Source organism: Streptomyces sp. NPDC048504 (assembly GCF_043200035.1).
Classification (GTDB): Bacteria; Actinomycetota; Actinomycetes; order Streptomycetales; family Streptomycetaceae; genus Streptomyces.
In genome coordinates this window covers 271,117-287,321 of record NZ_JBICXA010000016.1, presented here as the reverse complement: position 1 = coordinate 287,321, position 16,205 = coordinate 271,117, and the positions used below count along the sequence as shown (strand labels likewise).

The window sequence follows — 16,205 nt, the reverse complement described above, 5'->3', positions numbered from 1 at the left end:
TGCCCCTGTCAGGCACCCCAGGCCTCGACATGCGCCAGCACATGGTCGGCCAGCTCGGCGGGCTGGAGGTTGAGGGCCGCCACGGCCGGACGGCTCAGCGCGACCCGGACCGGCTCGAAGTCACCCGTGTCGGGGTCGTCGAGTTCGGGACCGTGGCGACGATCCAGATCCATGTCCACCAGGTCGGCGAGGAAGTAGTGCTGGACGACGGTGCTCGTCCCGCGCCGTTCGGTCAGGGTCAGGAACTCGGTGGCCGGGCCGATCGTGGCCCCGATCTCCTCCAACGCCTCGCGCCGCAGCGCCGCTTCGAGGTCCGCGTCCTCGGGCTCGACGCTCCCGCCGACGGCCGTGCAGTACGAATCTCCGCCGGGCCAGCCGCGCTTCAGGAACACCAGATGACCGTCGTCGAGCAGTACGACCCGCGCCTTGTGACGAACCCTCATGTCCCCAACGGTAGTGGGCCGACCGGCAGTTCACCCTCGAAGTCGGCCGGCCCCCTCACCGCCCTACCGCACGAGCTTCCACTCCTGCGAACCGTCCGCCGCCGTGTTCTGCAGGGTCAGCGGCGCCCCGTCGGACGCTCCGGTCAGGTACAGACTCGTGTTCTTGACCGACTGCAACCGGTAGAACCCGTCACCGGTCTTCACCAGGTTCCAGCTGCCGGCGGCACTGTTGTCCACCCACTGTCCGATCCGCTGCCCGACCGTCGCGTTGCCGGTCCAGATCGCCGCCGCACGGCCGCCCGACTTGTTCAACAGCGTTACGCCGCCGTTCGGTTCGGTCACCACGTGCCAGTACTGGGTGTCCGGGTCCGCGGCGGAACCAGGGGCCTCCAGGACGACATCGGGAACGTCCCCGTTGCCGATGTTCGCGTCGTTCGTCTTGCCGCCGGTGCCGATCACCTGACCGGTCTTCCGGTTCACCAACCGGTAGTAGGCGCCCTTCGACCGTCCGAGGTCGACCTCGGCATAGGCGATCGTCGAGGTGCCCTGGTTGTTCAGGATCGCGATACGGCCGGTGGCGTCGACGTACTGCAGATCGCGGCTGTATCCGGCCCGCGACGTCGTCTGGTACTCCTTCCAGACACCGTCGCTGCGGCCGCTCTTGTTCACCCAGACATTGCCGCTGCCGGCCGCGTTGTAGACCAGGCCTCCCCCGGGCAGCCCGATGACGACCGGACTGCCGCCCGTCGCGAGCGGACGGGAGCCTGTGTCGATCGGCAGCGAGGTGACGGCACCGCCGGTCGCCGAACTCCGGGAGAAATCAAGAGGGTTGTCAGCAAGCAGGTACCGGACATTGGCTCCGCCGCCCCAGTACTCGTACGTGAGCAGCCACTTGCCGTCCGTGGTCCGCACGACGTTCGTCATGCCCGGCCGTCCGCCGCCGACCTCGGTCTTACCGTCACCCATGGACTGGGTCAGCCCCGCGACATCGACGACGGGTCCACTCCACTGGGCGCTGCGGCCGTTCCAGGTCCGGTGGGCGAGGATCTGCCCGTGTGAGTCCGTCGCGGTGTCGTTGGCGGGGTCCAGCGTCGCAACGCCGGTGGTCGCGTCGAAGCCGGTGTAGTCGTTCTCGTCGGAGTAGTAGCAGACGAGTTGGCCCTTGTAGACCATCAAGTACGGCTCCCAGACGGGGTCCACCTGCTGGTGCGTGTTGGCCGTGGCGACGTTCTGCCCGATCGCGCCCGCGCTGCCGCCCTGCCAGCCGCCGGTCGCGATGATGTTGACGACCTTCCAGGACGCGCCGTCGTCGGTGCTGGAGTACAGCGCGATGGCGAGGTCGCCGCGGTCCCCGTCGTTGGAGGGCGTCCAGTTGGGGTCGGCCGCCTTGTGCTCCTTGTAGTACTCGTCGTCGCCCGACACGATACTCGCGAGGAGCAGGGTCCCCCGCTTCAGTTCTCCGACGCTCTGCGGAAGCGTGTAGAGGTAGGGGTTGGTCCAATTGCTGGTGTACTTCGCGTACTTGGGGTCCTTGGAGAGATACGCGGGAGCCTTGACCTCCGACAGCGGCTGCCAGCTCGTCCCGTCGTCGTCGCTCTTGTAGACCGGGAGCGTCTGCCCGTCGGCACTGCCCGTGGCCGGCACGACGGTGGACTTCTCGAACGACGCGACCAGCCGCCCGCCGGGCAGTTGGGCCGACTTCGGGTAGACGGCGCAGTTGCCCCGACCCTTCAGACACGGTTCGCTGCCGAGCTGGTAGAGGATTCCGCCCGTCGGGTTGTACGCCTGCGCACCGGTGGCCATGGGCACCGCCAGCATCGCCGCGGCCCCGACGAACGTACCCAGCGCCTTCACCGCTCTGCTTCTTCGCACAACTACTCCTTCGCGTCGATCGGGGAAACGAGTACACGTACGTCCCACGGGCCCAGGTCCAACATCGCCCCCGCAGGGAGGAACGTGCCGTCCAGGACGTCGGTGAGATCGACCGGAACCGCCGAACGGGCGGGCTCCCAGCTCCAGTTGTGGACGATGTGCACCCGCCGGCCGTCGGGCGAGGTACCGGTCGTCGCCGTGACGGACACCGGCAGCTCGGCCCACCCGCTCCGGGCGGCCGGGGCCAGCCACTCGGCCAGCGCACGGGCGAGATCACGGCCGGGCACGGTGCCGACGTATGTGACCCGCCCTTCCCCGTGACGGCGCGTGGTCACGGCGGGCCAACGCCCGAAGTGCGGGTGCTCGTACGCCGCGAGGACCTCGGCGTCGGTGACGGTCAGACCGTCCGCCCAGTGCGTCGCCGTCGCGCCCTCCGGCAGCGCGAGCGGACTGCCGGGCGCGGTGCGCACGGGCACGGCCTGCGCGAGGTTGCTGAATTCGTCGTACGACACTCCCGCCGCGCCGGTGAGCCGGGCGGGGGCCGGTTCGTGCCGGGCGCGTGCCTCGTGGTCGGCGTAGCCGGTGCGGGGGCCGAGGACCAGGTGGCCGCCCGCCTGCGCGTAGGCGGCGAACCAGTCGAGCGTGGTGTCGTCGGCCAGGTACAGGGCGGGGACGACGAGCACGGGGTGGCGGCGGGCGGCCTCCTCGGGGGCCATGCCTTCGCGTTCGCCGCGTGGGTCGTGGAGTTGGCGGGCGTGGACGACGCGCACCTGGCGTCCGGCGTCGAAGGCGCCGCGGTAGAAGGGGTCGAGGATGCGGTGGTAGGCGGTGGGGTCCGGTTCGCCGTCCGGGGTCGCGAGGGGCGGGTGCTTCTGCATCAGCCACTTGCTGGGGGTGGAGTAGACGATCGTGATGTCGGCGTCCGGTTCGAGACCGGCGACGAGGGCTCCTACGGCCTCGAACTCCTCGCCCAGCCGGGCGAGTTCGGCGTAGGTACGGCCCGGTCGGCCGCTGTGCGGGAGGACTCCGCCCCAGTAGGTCTCGGCGCCGAAGCGCAGGGTCTGCCACTGCCAGTACTCGATCATGCGGGCGCCGCGGCCGACGAGGGCCCAGGCTGCCTGGCGCCACTGGCCGTCGTAGGCGGGTCGGTTGTCCCAGGCCATGCCGATGGAGTTGGCGTTGGTCTCGGTGACCAGGAACGGCTCCTGGCGGGAGGAGAACATCCAGTCGGCGGTCTGGTAGAGCGACCAGACGCCGGTGGTCTTCCACTTCTGCTCGTGGGTGTCCGGGGTCGGGTCGGGCAGGAGCAAACCGTCCTGCATGTCGTAGTACGGGTTGCCCGTGGCGATGTCGAGGCGGTCGGTCAGCTCGTCGTCCTCGACTGCCGGGCGGGTGTAGGAGATACAGGTCGTGACGAACTGCTCGGCGTGGGCGTACTCGCGGACGATGTCGGCCTGCCAGCCGATGAACTCGGTGCACTGGCGGGCCTGGAACTCCCGCCAGGCGACGTCGTACTGGGGCTGTACGTTGCCGTCGGGGGTCCACAGGTCGGCCCAGGTGGACAGGCGGTGGGACCAATAGACCAGGCCCCACTCGCGGTTGAGGGTCTCGACGTCGCCGTACTTCTCACGCAGGTGGTCGGTGAAGCGCTGGAAGACGCCGTGGTTGTGGAACAGCTCCAGGCCCGGTTCGTTGTCGACCTGAAAGCCGATGACCGCCGGGTGGTCGGCGTAGCGGGCGACGACCTTCCGGATGATCCGCTCGGCGTGGAAGCGGAACGCGGGGTGGGTGAAGTCGACTTCCTGCCGGGCGCCCCAGCCGATGCGTTCGCCGGTGCGCCGCTCGCCGGTGATCTCCGGGTACTGGCGGGCCAGCCACGGCGGTACGGCGTAGGTGGGGGTGCCGAGGATGACGGAGATACCGCGTTCGTGGGCGCCGTCCAACACCGGTCGCAGCCAGTCGAGTTCGAAGCGGCCGTTCTCGGGTTCCCAGGTCGACCAGACCGACTCGCCGATCCGGATGACGGTGAAGTGCGCTTGGGCCATGAGGTCGAGGTCGGTCTTGAGCTGCTCGTCGGGCCGTACGTCCGGGCCGTAGGCGGGCTGGTACTCGTGGTAGTAGGCGGCACCGAACAGAACGCGGGCGGGCAGATCCGCCATGGACAAACCTCCGGAGTGCAGGGGGTGTTGGGGGGTGTGGGGGTTACTGCTTGACGCCGCCGGTGGCCAGGCCGCTCTGCCAGTACCGCTGGAGCAGCAGGAAGGCCAGGACGAGCGGGATGATCGAGATCAGGGAGCCGGTCACGACGAGGGCGAGCATGTCGCTGCTGGCTCCGGCGCCGCCGTTCTGCGCCTGCGCGGCCCAGGAGGAGAGCCCGACCGTGATGGGGTACAGATTCGGGTCGTTGAGCATGATCAGCGGCAGGAAGTAGTTGTTCCAGGTAGCGACGAGCGTGAAGAGGATGACCGTCACCAGGCCGGGTGCGAGCAGCCGCAGCCCGATGGTGCAGAAGATCCGGAACTCTCCGGCGCCGTCCATGCGGGCGGCCTCGATGAGGCTGTCGGGGACGGCGTCCTCGGCGTAGATCCTCATGAGGTAGAGGCCGAACGGGCTGATGAGGGAGGGCAGGATGACGGCCCAAGGGGTGTTCACCAGGCCCGCCTTGGCGAAGAGCAGGTAGGTGGGGATCGCCAGCGCGGTGGTCGGGATCATGATGGCGCCGAGGACGAGGTTGAAGGCCGCGCCGTGACCGCGGAAGCGGTACTTCGCGAAGCCGTAGCCGGCCGCCGCCGCGAGCAGCGCGGCACCGAGCGCGCTCGCCCCGGCGTAGAGGACCGTGTTGAGCAGCCAGCGTCCGAACACGCCGTCGTCCTGGGTGAAGGTGGCCCTGATGTTCGACAGCAGTTGCGGGGCGTGCGAGAACCACAGACCGAAGCTGTTGAAGAGGTCCTGGGTGCTCTTGGTCGAGGCGATCAGCAGCCAGAACAGGGGCAGCAGGAAGTACGCCAGGACGGCCAGCATCGCGATCGTGAGCGGGGTGCTGCGACGGCGGGTAGACGACCGGCGCGACGGACGGGGATCGGCGTCAACTCGCTTTACTGCCGGGGTGGTTGAGGCGGTGGGCGTCACGGTGGTCATGCGGTCCTCCTGCGGTTCGCGGTGAGCAGGAAGGCGTACGACACGATCACGATGACGAGTCCGAGGATGAAGGACACCGTGGCCGCGTAGTTGGTCTGCTGGCTGATGAAGGCGACGGAGTAGGCGTAGAGGTTGGCGGTGTAGGAGCTGTCGATGACGTCCGGGGCGACGCTCATGAGCAGCTTCGGTTCGTTGAAGAGCTGGAAGCTGCCGATCACCGAGAACAGGACGGTGAGGGTCAACGCCGGGCGCAGCGCCGGGAGTTTGATGGACCAGGCGATCCGCCAGGCGCCGGCGCCGTCCATGGCCGCCGCCTCGTACAGCTCGGCGGGGATGGTGCGCAGCGCGGCGTACAGGATGATCATGTTGTAGCCGACGAACTCCCAGGTGACGATGTTCGCGAGGCTGCCGAGCATCCAGCCGTCGGTGAGGAAGTGCGGGGCCGGCAGGTGGAGGTCGTGGCTGATCTGGGCGAAGGGGCCGAAGTCGGGGCCGTAGAGATAGCCCCACATCAGGGTGGCGATCACGCTCGGGACGGCGTACGGGACGAAGATGCCGAGGCGGATCACCCGGGCGAGCCGCAGCAGGCCGCTGTCCAGCGCGAGTGCGAAGCACAGGGCGAGCACCAGCATCACGGGAACCTGGATGACGAAGAACAGCGCAACTCGGCCCAGCCCCTTGAGGAGTTGGGGGTCTTTGAGGGCGGTCACGTAGTTGTCGAGGCCGACGAACGTCGAGCCACCGATGAGCTTCTCCTGGAAGAGGCTCAGGTAGGCGGCGTAGCCGAGCGGGGCGAGGAAGAGCAGCAGGAACAGCACCATGAACGGGGCGATGAACAGGGCGCCTGTGGTGCCGAGTTGGCGTCGGCGGGGTGGGGAGTTCCTGCGAGAGGGGGCTGTGATGACCATCGTCAGCCTCCCTTGACCGTGAAGCCCTGGCTCTTGGCGAAGGTCGTGATGCGCGACTGCCAGGAGCCGAGCGCGCGGACGGTGTCGGTCTTGTCGGCGAGGGACTTGCCGACGGTCTCGGTCCAGTCCGTGGCCACCCGGTCGAGGAACGGCGGCCACTGGAAGGCGGGATCGACCTGGGCGCTGATGTCCGCGAAGACCTGGTTGACCTTCTGGCCACCGTAGAAGGCGGGGGCGTCGGCGAGGAAACTCGGCTCGGAGAGCAGGGTCTTGGTCGCAGGGAAGAAGAACTGCTCGGTGGCGAACATCTTGGCGCTGCTGGGGTCGCTGTTGAGGAACTGGGCGAACACCGCTGCCTGGATGGGGTTCTTGGTGGAACGGATGACCGCGGTGGTCGAGCCGCCCCAGTTGCCCGAGCTGGGCTTGGCCGCGTCCCACTGCGGCAGCGGGGCCGCACGCCACTTCCCGGAGGTGGCCTTCGCCGAGCCGGAGAGGAAGGCCGGCCCCCAGGCGCCCGTCAGCCAGGTCGCGTACTTGCCCTTGTTGAGGGCCGCGTACCAGGCGTCGGTGAAGTCCGGCTCCACGCCGATCACGCCGTCCTTGGCGAGGGTGCCCCAGTACTCGCCGAGCTTCTTGGAGACCGCGTCGTCGACGCTGACGGTGATGTCGCTCTTGCCGGAGGTGACGTACGGCTTGGCGCCCGCCTGCCACAACAGGCCGTGCCAGGCGGCGACTTGGTTGGCGGCGAGGTTGGTGAGGTAGACGTCCGGGTCGGCCTTGTGCAGCTTGCGGGCTGCGGCCGCGAACTCGTCCCAGGTGGTGGGGACTTCGATGCCGTGCTGGTCGAAGATGTCCTTGCGGTACAGCATGCCCATCGGGCCGGTGTCCTGCGGGATCGCCCAGATCTCCCCGCCGCTGCCGCTGACCTGGCCCCAAGTCCAGTCCACGAACGTCGACTTGAGCGCGGAGGCGCCGTAGGGGCGGAGATCCAGCAGGCTGTCGGTGATGGTGAATGTCGGGATCGCCTGGAACTCGATCTGCACCATGTCCGGGGCACCGCTGTTCGCCTTCAGCGCGGTGCGCAGCTTGGTGTACTGGGGTGTCCCCTGACCGGCGTTGACGACCTTGACCTTGACGGCCGGGTACTTCTTCTCGAAGAGCGCGACCTCCTTGTCGATGTTCGGAACCCAGGTCCAGAACGTCAGTTGGGTCGGCGTCTTCATCGCCTTGTCGATGTCGGCCTGCCCGACCGGCTTGCCGGCCGAGCCACTCGTACCGCCACCACCCCCGCCACAGGCGGCCAGCGACAGTGCACCGGCGGCGACGAGAAAGCCCCGACGGCTAAGGGACGAGGGCGAGTTGAAGAAGGGTCCGGACATGATGAACTCCCGCGAGAGGGTATGAGAGACCGGCACACCGAGCGACGGCGTGCTGAAGGTGTGTTTGGGGTGGTGTGGATGGGGGGCGGGACCGAGCCTTCCCGGTGCCGCAAGCGCCCCTTTAAGGGGCGCGGGGAACTGCGCGACCAGCCCCCACCGGCCCGCGGGCAAAAAACCGCAGACCCAGCAGGGCAACTAACGGAGCGGCGCCGCCGTCGACGCCCGAACAACAAGCTCAACCGGCGGGTCGGTCATCGGCAACGGATCCGACCCAGGGTTCTCAATGGCATGCACCAGCAACTTCAGACCGTCCTGCGCCATCGCATCGAACGGCTGCCGCACGGTCGTCAACGGCGGAGTCACATACGCGGCGACCGGCGTGTCGTCGAACCCGACCACGCTGACGTCCTCCGGAACCCGCCGCCCCGCCTCCGTCAGCGCCCGGATCAGCCCGATCGCCATGTCGTCATTGGCGGCGAACACCGCGGTGACGGTGGAGTCGGCGCCAAGTTCACGCCCGGCCGCGTAGCCGGACGCGGCCGACCAGTCCCCCTCGACAACGGGAGGCTCCACCCGCCCGTACGCCGAGAGCGCCGCACGCCAGCCGTCGAGCCGGTCCCGCGCCGAGTACCAGCGCTGGGGCCCCGCCAGATGGTGGACCGTGGTGTGGCCCAGTTCCAGCAGATGCTCGGTGGCCGCCCGCGCCATCTGCCCGGAGACGATCCCACCCGTCACGACATGCGGGGCGGCGAAGGGCGGGGGTGCGCCCAGGACGAGGACCGGCACATCGACCCGCGCGGACAACTCCGCGCCGCCCTCCTCGTCGATCGGCTCGGAGATGACGATGCCGTCCACGCCCTGGTCCAGGAGCGAGTCCACGGCACCGGCGATACCAGCCGCCTCACCCTCCATCGTGTTGACCACACGGAGCGCGTACCCGGTGTCCCGTACGGCCCGTTCGACGCCCATGAGCAGCGAGGCGGGGCCGTACAGGGCGGTGCCGAGCGTCACGACGCCGATGGACCGGGTGCGTCCGGAGGCCAGGGCGCGGGCGGCGTTGTTGGAGCGGTAGCCGAGTTCCCCGGCCGCCGCGAGGACACGACGGCGTACGTCCTCGGAGACGTACGGCTCGTCGTTCATGACCCGGGACACCGTCTTCTGCGACACGCCCGCGAGGCGGGCCACGTCCACACTGCGCGGCGCGGCTCCCGCGCCACGTCCTGCCACTGGTGTCATGGTGTCTCCCGATCTCCGGCAGCCGCATCCTAGCCCGACTCCGGCCTATGACTGCGCTGTCATGACTGCGCAGTCATATCTACGCAACGGGGCGGGACGCGTCAAGACCTCGCGCAACATCCGCGAAATACGGGAGCACCAGACAAGGGGCGGAGCCGGTCCCGTCCGGGCGCGGCGGACAGCCCGAAGGCCCCGCGCTCCCAGAGAGCGCGGGGCCTGAAGTCCTGTACTACACCGTGGTGTTGAGAGTCACCTCGATGTTGCCGCGGGTGGCGTTGGAGTACGGGCACACCTCGTGCGTGGCCTTCACCAGCTGCTCGGCGGTGGACTGCTCCAGACCGGGCAGATGCGCGGTGAGCGACACGGCGAGGGTGAAGCCGCCGGTGTCCAGGGCGAGCAGACCGACCTTCGACCGGACGGTGGAGGCGCCCACGCGGACACCCTGCTCACCCGCGATGAGGCGGAGTCCGTTGTGGAAACAGGCGGCGTATCCGGCGGCGAAGAGCTGCTCGGGATTGGTCCTGTCGCCACCGGGGCCGCCCATCTCCTTCGGGACGGCGAGGAGTTCGTCCAACACGCCGTCGACGGAACGGACTTCGCCGTTGCGGCCGTCGCCGGTCGACAGGGCCTCGGTGGTGTACAGCGTGGGCATGGCGGTTCCCTCTTCGTCGTTGCTGCGAGTGGTGGAGTGGCTCCGAGTCTGGAGCCGCCGACCGCGCGCAGCCTGCCCCTGCCAGGGGCAGGCTTCCGGGTGCACCGGTGATCGATACTCGACTCATGGACAAGAAGCCCGCATTGGGAGAGTTCCTCACCAGGCGCCGCTCACAGTTGCGGCCGGCGGATGTGGGGCTCCAGGATTTCGGCGAGCGCCGTCGCGTGCCGGGGCTGCGCCGGGACGAGTTGGCACGGCTCGCCGGGGTGGGGCTGTCCTACTACACGCGACTCGAACAGGGACAGTCGCTCAACGCGTCCCCGGAGGTACTGGACGCACTCGCCCGCGCCCTCGGCCTCGACGAGGTGGAGCGGGCCCATCTGCACGACCTGGCCCGTGCGTCACGCCGGACCGGTGCCCGGCGCGGGCCGGCGCCGGAGCGCATGGGCGAGACGACCCGGCAGCTGCTCGCCGCGTTCGGTGACGCACCCGCGATCGTCCTCGGCCGCCGTAGCGACGTCCTCGCCTGGAACCGCACCGGACACGCCCTGTTCGCCGGGCACCTCGACCCGCGCATCCCCGACCGGCCCGACCAACGTCCCAACACGGCGCGGCTGGTGTTCCTGGACGCGCATACCCGGGACCTGTACGAGGACTGGCCGGACAAGGCCAGGGATGTGGTGGGCAAGCTGCGGCTCGCCGCCGGGCAGCACCCGGACGATCCCCGACTGGCCGCGCTGATCGGTGAACTGGCCATGAAGAGCCCGGAGTTCGCGTCGATGTGGTCCGAGCACCGGGTCCGGAAGTGGGACCTCGCGACATACCGCATGCGCCATCCGCTCGTCGGCCGGATGCGGCTCAACCTCCAGACCCTGAACGTCCCGCAGGAGGAGGACCGGCGCATCGTCGTCGCGACCGCCGACTCCGGTACGGCGTCGGAGGCGGCGCTGCACCTTCTGGCTCAGGCGACCGTGGCGGCTTCGGAGCGCGCGGAGGCCGCGGAGCGTCGCTGAGGTGGCCGGTGCGACAAGCACGGGCAAACCGTCAAGCATCACCCTCGCACAGACACGCGACTCTCGTTCATAGCTACGAACTTGGCTCCAGGTGGGTGCCTTCGGCGCCGAACCTCTGATAGTTAACTTTCCTATCAGTTCGGCGGTACGACCAACTCCCCACCCCCCACCACCCTTTGGAGTCCCCGTGGTCCACCCGTTCCGCGACCCTGCGATCTCCGAGCCGACGAGCCCCTCGCGTCGGACGCTCCTCGCGCTCATCGGCGTGTCGCTCGCGACAGCACCTCTGCTGCGCGCTCCGCAGGCCTCGGCAGCCTCCACGGCAGCCGCGGCGATCGGCCTCGACGACCCGGCGAAGAAGGAGATCGCCATGAAGCTGGTGTCGAGCGCGGAGAACTCCTCCCTCGACTGGAAGGCGCAGTACAAGTACATCGAGGACATAGGCGACGGCCGCGGCTACACCGCCGGCATCATCGGCTTCTGCTCCGGCACCGGCGACATGCTCGACCTCGTGCAGCTCTACGCGACCCGCAAGCCCGGCAACGTCCTCGCCAAGTACCTCCCCGCGCTCCGCAACGTCAACGGCACCGACTCGCACTCCGGACTCGACCCGAACTTCCCCAAGGACTGGCGCACGGCGGCTCAGGACACGGTGTTCCAGCAGGCGCAGAACGACGAACGCGACCGCGTGTACTTCAACCCCGCCGTCAGCCAGGGCAAGACCGACGGGCTGCGTGTGCTGGGCCAGTTCACGTACTACGACGCCATCGTCATGCACGGCGACGGCGACGACCCCACCAGCTTCCGCAACATCCGCGCCCGCGCCCTGCGTTCGGCCAAGCCGCCGGCCCAGGGCGGCAACGAGACGACATACCTCAACGCCTTCCTCGACGCCCGCGTGTGGGCCATGAAGCAGGAGGAGGCCCACAGCGACACCACCCGCGTCGACACCGAGCAGCGCGTCCTCCTCCGCAACGGCCACTTCGACCTCAACACACCGCTGAACTGGAAGGTCTACGGGGACAGCTACACCATCAACTGACCTTTCCTGCCGCCTGGTTGGGAGGCGACTTGGCGGACAGCGCGGCGCCAGGACCTGAGCGTACGGGTCCTGGCGCCGCTGCCGTTTCCCTGCGAAGTCCCCACCGCCGCGCACCCACCTGATGTCATGCCTGCCGCGCATCGCCCTGTGCGACACGGGACTTGGACACCCGCGCGGACGCTGCCCTGGTATCGGCCCCAACCGGTACGCCCCTGCATGCGGTCGCCGAGGAAGGGGTGGCGTTCGGGGACATCGCGCGGGCCATCGGCCGTCGGTTGAAGAATCGAACCGGGCCACTACTTCAGGGAGTTCAGCGCAGAACACCGATCCGGTCCGAGGCGGGGTCAGGGCTCGGTCCAAGTCCCTTTCGTCCTACGGCGGCCAGCAGCTCGTGGGCCTCAACTCGGCTGGTGCGGATACGTTGTTCGGCATCTCCGTGCGGAGCGTCCGCCGTGGCGGCGAGGGCTGCCGCCAGTCTGGTCCGGCCCTGGCTCAGCCTGCTGCGCACCGTGCCGACCGGCACCCCGCAGACCTCCGCGATCCGTTCGTACGAGGTGACCCCGGTGGCGAAGTAACGCAGTACCAACGGCATGCGCAACACCGGGGAGAGTTCCTCCAGCGCCTTCCAGACCCAGTCGCGCAGCGCGTTCCGCTCCAGCCACTGCTCCGGGCCCATGTGCGGTGACTGCAGGGCCAGTTCACCCACCGGCCGGACGACGACCGCCTCCCGCACCACCACTCGACCGGCATTGCGCACGATCGCCCGCAGCCACGCACCCACCGCCTCCGGATCACGTACGTCCCCGATCCGCAGCAGCGCCGTCAGCGCCGCGTCCTGCATCACGTCGTCGGCGTCCGCGCCCGGCCCCAGAATGCTCACCGCCACGGCGCGCATCCCGGCCCGGTGCCGTTCCAACAGCAGCCCCAGCGCGGCCACTTCACCCGACTGGGCCGCACGCGTCAGCTGCGCGTCCTCCGTGCGTGCAGCTGACACGGCATCCCCCATCATGAGTCCCTTTCGGCACCTGATCACGACTGTTCGGGGCACCCTGCCGAGAGCCGTCCTCCGAACCCGGGCGTTCGGGCCCGGAGGACGGCTCACCGTTCACGGCTTCGGCAGGGTGCGGTGTGTCAGGCGTCCGCCAGCCAACTGCCGTGGAATCCGGCGGGTACCCGCCGGGGCAGGTGGATGGTGGCCACCGGCTCCTGGGTGAGGTTGTCCGCGTCGAGGATGACCAGATCGCTGCGGTCGGTCGAGGCGTCGTAGACGTACGTCATGAGCCAGCCGGGGCCGCCGGGCCGGTCGTCGGCGGGGGCGAAGGCCGCCTCGCCCGGGAGGCGTCCGGGAGCGAAGTAGTGGCTGGCGACGCTCGACTTCCGGAGGTCGTACCGGTGGATCGCGGCACGCGACTCGTTCGGGTCGTACTGCGGGAGCTCCGGAACGGGTGCCGCGGTGGCGTGGCCGAAGTCGGCGGGCAGGCCCGCGAGTCGGTCGTCGATGCGGGGGAACTCCCCCGGGTGGTCGTCCAGTTGCTCCTCGCTGATCGCGCCGGTGGCGAGGTCGATGGTCCACCGCCACAGGTGCGCCGCCGTCGCCACGGTCACCCCGTCCCGCAGGGACGGGTACCGCATGCCGAGCAGGACGAGGCTCCGACCGTCGTTATCCTCATAGGAGTTGAGGGTGTGGAAGACGTAACAGGGGTCGATGTCGAACCAGCGGATGTCACCGTGCGGGTCGTCCCTGCGCAGGACGCCCAGCCTGGCTCCGTAGGTGTCGGACCAGACGTACGGCATGCCTCCGGTCGGGTCCATGGCCCGTTCCATGCTGAACACGGCGGGCAGGTCCATGAAGACGACATGGTTCCTGGTGAGGTGGAAGTCGTGCATCATCGTGTGCGCCGGCACGTCGATCGGCCGGCTGACGGTCAACTCGCCACTGGCGTCGGCACGGTGATAGGTGAGGTAGGGCGCCGACGGCCCGCCGTACCCGTAGAAGTGCAACTCGCCGGTGACCGGGCAGGTCTTGGGGTGGGCGGTCATCGGGGTGCGCAGCCGGCCGTCGAAGTCGTAGGGCCCGACCGTGTCGAGTTCGCGGCCCGCCTCGCAGCTCAACTCCTGCGGGAACGACGTCTCCACGAGGGCGAGGGTGCGGCCCGCGTGCCGTATGACGTGGGTGTTGGCGACGCCCGCGGCGAGGTTCATCCCGCCGTCACGGCCGTAGACCTGGGCGCCCGTTTCGAGCGTGGGGGTGCGGATCCAGCGGTTGCGGTACGAGGTGGCCTTGCCGCCGTCGAGGCGGACGCCGTGCACCATCCCGTCGCCGGTGAACCAGTGGGCCGAGGCCGCCTCGTGCGGGTTGGGGCCGTTGCGCAGGTACCAGCCGGTGAGCTCCGGCGGGACGGCTCCGGTGACCGCGAGTTCGGTGACGGTGATCTCGTCGGGGACCGGGGCGAAGTTGCCGGCCAGGTGCGGAGGCGGTGGGGTCTTGTCCGTACTCATGGGGAAGTCCTTGGGTTCGGCTGGTCAGGCTGACGCTGCTTGCACGGCTTCGAGGCGCGCCTGGACACGCTTGGGGTAGACCGAGGTGAAGACGGCGGGGGCGACCAGGCCGACGACGTGGGCTGTGATGCCGATCCAGGCGGGGGCGTCGGTCGCGTTGCCGATGGCCAGGACGCCGGCGATGAACGTGAACCCGGATCCCCAGGCGGCCGTGATGGCGTTGTTGACGGCGAGGAAGCCCGGGGTGTCCCAGTACTCCTCGGGCGTCTGCCGACGGGCGATCCCGAGGGTGAAGGGGCTGCGGAGGACCATGCTGCCCCAGGCCGTGCCGGCGAGCCAGACGAACGAGATGACGTCGCTGTGGTCCTGGATCGCCGAGTCGGGCGAACTGAAGGCGATCGCCCCGATGATGACGAAGTAGATGATGGTGCTGATCTCCAGCACCATCGCGTCCATCGCCACTCCCCTGCGCCGGTCCTGGAGAAGCAGCAGAACGCCGATGACGACGCCGGCCACCGCGCCCCAGCGCCAGTCGACGGCGGAGACGAAGCCTGCCGCGATCCATGGGTAGAAACCGCGCAAATAGCCCATGATGCCCACGTTGAACTTCCTCACAACTCGATGCTCCAACTTTGACAGGTGGAAGCTAGATGCTCCGCAATCAACATGTCAAGAATGGAATATTGAACGAAAGTCCGCCGCGCTACGGCCCCCACAGACCCGCATAGGCCCTACCTGCGCAAACCCCTACGCCCGCGCCCGGCCTCCACGCGGCCCCCGTCCCGGACGCACAGAATCCACATGGGTAGTTTTCGACCTGTCAATATTGGAGTGACAGGCGTTAGGCTTGTCCGCATGAGCCTCCGCAACGCCCTCCTGGGCCTCCTCGTCTTCCGCCCCGGCAGCGGCTACGACCTGCTGAAGATGTTCGACACCTCGCTCGGTTACGTCTGGCCCGCCAAGCAGAGCCAGATCTACGGCGAGCTGACCAAGCTGGACGCGACAGGTCTGATCAAGGTCACGGAGGAGGGCCCCCGGGGACGCAAGCAGTACTCGCTCACCCCCGAAGGGCAAGCGGAGACGGTGCGCTGGCTGACCGAGAACCGGGAGAGCAGGCCGCTGCGCAACCCGATGCTCCTGCAGACCTTCTTCCTGGGACTCCTGCCGCGCGAGAAAGCGGTCCAGCGACTCCTCGACCACGCGGAGGCCTCGGCCAAGGAGCACGACACCCTGGTCGCCCTCCGGGACACGGAGGAGTGGGACAAGGACATGCTCACCGTGTGCGGCAGGCTAGTCCTCGAACACGGCATCCGGCAGCGGGTGCTGGAGCAGGAGTGGGCTCATTGGGCGGCGGAGCAGCTGCGCACCGCGCACATCAAGGGTCCCGACATCGCGGGCCCCACCGAACCGTCGGACACGGACACATCGAGCGCCGGCGACGCCAACGACCAGGCGCACTCGGGGAGTTGAGGCCCCGCGGGGCTTTCCCGCTGAACCAGGAACGCCTGTTGGTCACGCCCTCACGCCTTCCTACCGCACGGCGTACGCCCGGATGAATGCGCGGGCCCCGTCGGTCATGGTCTGACGGACCCGTTCCGGGTCGGGGTTGGCGGGCACAGCTTGACGCTCGCGGAGCGCCTCGTCGGCGTCATGCAACACGCGGGATTCAACGGGGGGCGCCGCGCTCTGGGCCACGTCCACCGTCTTCCGCTACGTCCTCGGCGAAGCCCCGGAGCAGCAGGGCCTGACCGACGACGCCCGCGACAGGCTCACGTTCCCCGGCGCGAGCCAGGCGTACCCGCAACTGTTCTCCACCCCCGTCGAGGAGATCCTCAACTTCGACGACCGTTTCGAGTTCGGACTCGGGCTGATTCTCGGCGGCCTGCGTGGGCAGCTTCCCCGGAACGATCTCTCCTGAGGGCACGCTCACCCTCGTTTCGGAGAATATATCTCCACTTTCTTCGGCCCGGGAAGCCCTGCGGCACGACTCTCCGGGACGATCACTCGTCACCCGTCCGGCCAC

At 68.9% G+C, this 16,205-nt stretch carries 14 protein-coding genes and 1 pseudogene; 4 read left to right on the top strand and 11 right to left on the bottom strand.

All coding sequences use genetic code 11. The annotated features are described in order from the left end of the window. Nucleotides 1-8: 8 nt before the first annotated feature. The 8 genes from ACGFY9_RS35050 to ACGFY9_RS35015 form a co-directional block, all read right to left on the bottom strand. Complete coding sequence (locus tag ACGFY9_RS35050; RefSeq protein ID WP_393760934.1) at nt 9-443, bottom strand: NUDIX domain-containing protein; 435 nt, start codon at nt 441-443, stop codon at nt 9-11. Nucleotides 444-506: 63 nt separating this feature from the next. Then, nucleotides 507-2,261, bottom strand: coding sequence for an RICIN domain-containing protein (locus ACGFY9_RS35045; protein ID WP_393760990.1), 1,755 nt, complete (start codon nt 2,259-2,261; stop codon nt 507-509). Nucleotides 2,262-2,317: 56 nt separating this feature from the next. Beyond that, nucleotides 2,318-4,474, bottom strand: coding sequence for a beta-galactosidase (locus tag ACGFY9_RS35040; protein ID WP_393760932.1), 2,157 nt, complete (start codon nt 4,472-4,474; stop codon nt 2,318-2,320). 43 nt (nt 4,475-4,517) lie between these two features. Continuing rightward, on the bottom strand, nt 4,518-5,453 hold the full coding sequence (locus ACGFY9_RS35035; RefSeq protein ID WP_393760930.1) for a carbohydrate ABC transporter permease: 936 nt from the start codon (nt 5,451-5,453) through the stop codon (nt 4,518-4,520). Continuing rightward, a complete protein-coding gene (locus tag ACGFY9_RS35030) occupies nt 5,450-6,361 on the bottom strand; it encodes a carbohydrate ABC transporter permease (protein ID WP_393760928.1) in 912 nt (303 codons plus the stop codon). Before ACGFY9_RS35030 ends, ACGFY9_RS35035 begins: the two co-directional genes overlap by 4 nt. A 2-nt stretch (nt 6,362-6,363) precedes the next feature. Then, complete coding sequence (locus ACGFY9_RS35025) at nt 6,364-7,740, bottom strand: ABC transporter substrate-binding protein (RefSeq protein WP_393760926.1); 1,377 nt, start codon at nt 7,738-7,740, stop codon at nt 6,364-6,366. A gap of 195 nt (nt 7,741-7,935) precedes the next feature. Continuing rightward, nucleotides 7,936-8,976: a LacI family DNA-binding transcriptional regulator gene (locus tag ACGFY9_RS35020; protein ID WP_393760924.1), complete on the bottom strand. Its 1,041-nt coding sequence runs from the start codon at nt 8,974-8,976 to the stop codon at nt 7,936-7,938. 229 nt (nt 8,977-9,205) lie between these two features. Further along, nucleotides 9,206-9,628 (bottom strand): organic hydroperoxide resistance protein, encoded by a 423-nt coding sequence (locus ACGFY9_RS35015; RefSeq protein WP_393760922.1) that lies wholly within the window; start codon nt 9,626-9,628, stop codon nt 9,206-9,208. 125 nt (nt 9,629-9,753) lie between these two features. Here ACGFY9_RS35015 and ACGFY9_RS35010 point away from each other — a divergent pair, with 125 nt between their 5' ends. Both ACGFY9_RS35010 and ACGFY9_RS35005 read left to right on the top strand, forming a co-directional pair. Next, nucleotides 9,754-10,641, top strand: coding sequence for a helix-turn-helix transcriptional regulator (locus tag ACGFY9_RS35010; protein ID WP_393760921.1), 888 nt, complete (start codon nt 9,754-9,756; stop codon nt 10,639-10,641). A gap of 187 nt (nt 10,642-10,828) precedes the next feature. Continuing rightward, nucleotides 10,829-11,683 carry a chitosanase gene (locus ACGFY9_RS35005; RefSeq protein WP_393760919.1) on the top strand — a complete coding sequence of 285 codons (855 nt, stop codon included), beginning with the start codon at nt 10,829-10,831 and terminating at the stop codon, nt 11,681-11,683. Between the two features lie 367 nt (nt 11,684-12,050). Here ACGFY9_RS35005 and ACGFY9_RS35000 read toward each other — a convergent pair. From ACGFY9_RS35000 to ACGFY9_RS34990, 3 genes and pseudogenes are all read right to left on the bottom strand, one after another. Further along, nucleotides 12,051-12,692 (bottom strand): annotated as a pseudogene (locus ACGFY9_RS35000) (RNA polymerase sigma factor); the annotation flags it as partial. 122 nt (nt 12,693-12,814) lie between these two features. Continuing rightward, the gene (locus tag ACGFY9_RS34995; protein ID WP_393760917.1) at nt 12,815-14,182 is read right to left on the bottom strand and encodes a carotenoid oxygenase family protein; all 1,368 of its coding nucleotides are present in this window, start codon (nt 14,180-14,182) and stop codon (nt 12,815-12,817) included. A gap of 24 nt (nt 14,183-14,206) precedes the next feature. Continuing rightward, nucleotides 14,207-14,797: a hypothetical protein gene (locus tag ACGFY9_RS34990; RefSeq protein WP_393760915.1), complete on the bottom strand. Its 591-nt coding sequence runs from the start codon at nt 14,795-14,797 to the stop codon at nt 14,207-14,209. 240 nt (nt 14,798-15,037) lie between these two features. Here ACGFY9_RS34990 and ACGFY9_RS34985 point away from each other — a divergent pair, with 240 nt between their 5' ends. Then, the gene (locus tag ACGFY9_RS34985) at nt 15,038-15,652 is read left to right on the top strand and encodes a PadR family transcriptional regulator (RefSeq protein ID WP_393760913.1); all 615 of its coding nucleotides are present in this window, start codon (nt 15,038-15,040) and stop codon (nt 15,650-15,652) included. 274 nt (nt 15,653-15,926) lie between these two features. Next, nucleotides 15,927-16,100 (top strand): TetR/AcrR family transcriptional regulator C-terminal domain-containing protein, encoded by a 174-nt coding sequence (locus ACGFY9_RS34980; RefSeq protein WP_393760988.1) that lies wholly within the window; start codon nt 15,927-15,929, stop codon nt 16,098-16,100. Nucleotides 16,101-16,205: the final 105 nt, after the last annotated feature.

Excerpts from the sequence above, each read along its gene's own strand:
- ACGFY9_RS35020 (WP_393760924.1), bottom strand. The coding sequence starts at position 8,976 with ATGACACCAGTGGCAGGACGTGGCGCGGGAGCCGCGCCGCGCAGTGTG.
- ACGFY9_RS35050 (WP_393760934.1), bottom strand. The coding sequence starts at position 443 with ATGAGGGTTCGTCACAAGGCGCGGGTCGTACTGCTCGACGACGGTCAT.
- ACGFY9_RS34995 (WP_393760917.1), bottom strand. The coding sequence starts at position 14,182 with ATGAGTACGGACAAGACCCCACCGCCTCCGCACCTGGCCGGCAACTTC.
- ACGFY9_RS35040 (WP_393760932.1), bottom strand. The coding sequence starts at position 4,474 with ATGGCGGATCTGCCCGCCCGCGTTCTGTTCGGTGCCGCCTACTACCAC.
- ACGFY9_RS35035 (WP_393760930.1), bottom strand. The coding sequence starts at position 5,453 with ATGACCACCGTGACGCCCACCGCCTCAACCACCCCGGCAGTAAAGCGA.
- ACGFY9_RS35010 (WP_393760921.1), top strand. The coding sequence starts at position 9,754 with ATGGACAAGAAGCCCGCATTGGGAGAGTTCCTCACCAGGCGCCGCTCA.
- ACGFY9_RS35025 (WP_393760926.1), bottom strand. The coding sequence starts at position 7,740 with ATGTCCGGACCCTTCTTCAACTCGCCCTCGTCCCTTAGCCGTCGGGGC.
- ACGFY9_RS34985 (WP_393760913.1), top strand. The coding sequence starts at position 15,038 with ATGAGCCTCCGCAACGCCCTCCTGGGCCTCCTCGTCTTCCGCCCCGGC.
- ACGFY9_RS35015 (WP_393760922.1), bottom strand. The coding sequence starts at position 9,628 with ATGCCCACGCTGTACACCACCGAGGCCCTGTCGACCGGCGACGGCCGC.
- ACGFY9_RS35030 (WP_393760928.1), bottom strand. The coding sequence starts at position 6,361 with ATGGTCATCACAGCCCCCTCTCGCAGGAACTCCCCACCCCGCCGACGC.
- ACGFY9_RS35045 (WP_393760990.1), bottom strand. The coding sequence starts at position 2,261 with ATGCTGGCGGTGCCCATGGCCACCGGTGCGCAGGCGTACAACCCGACG.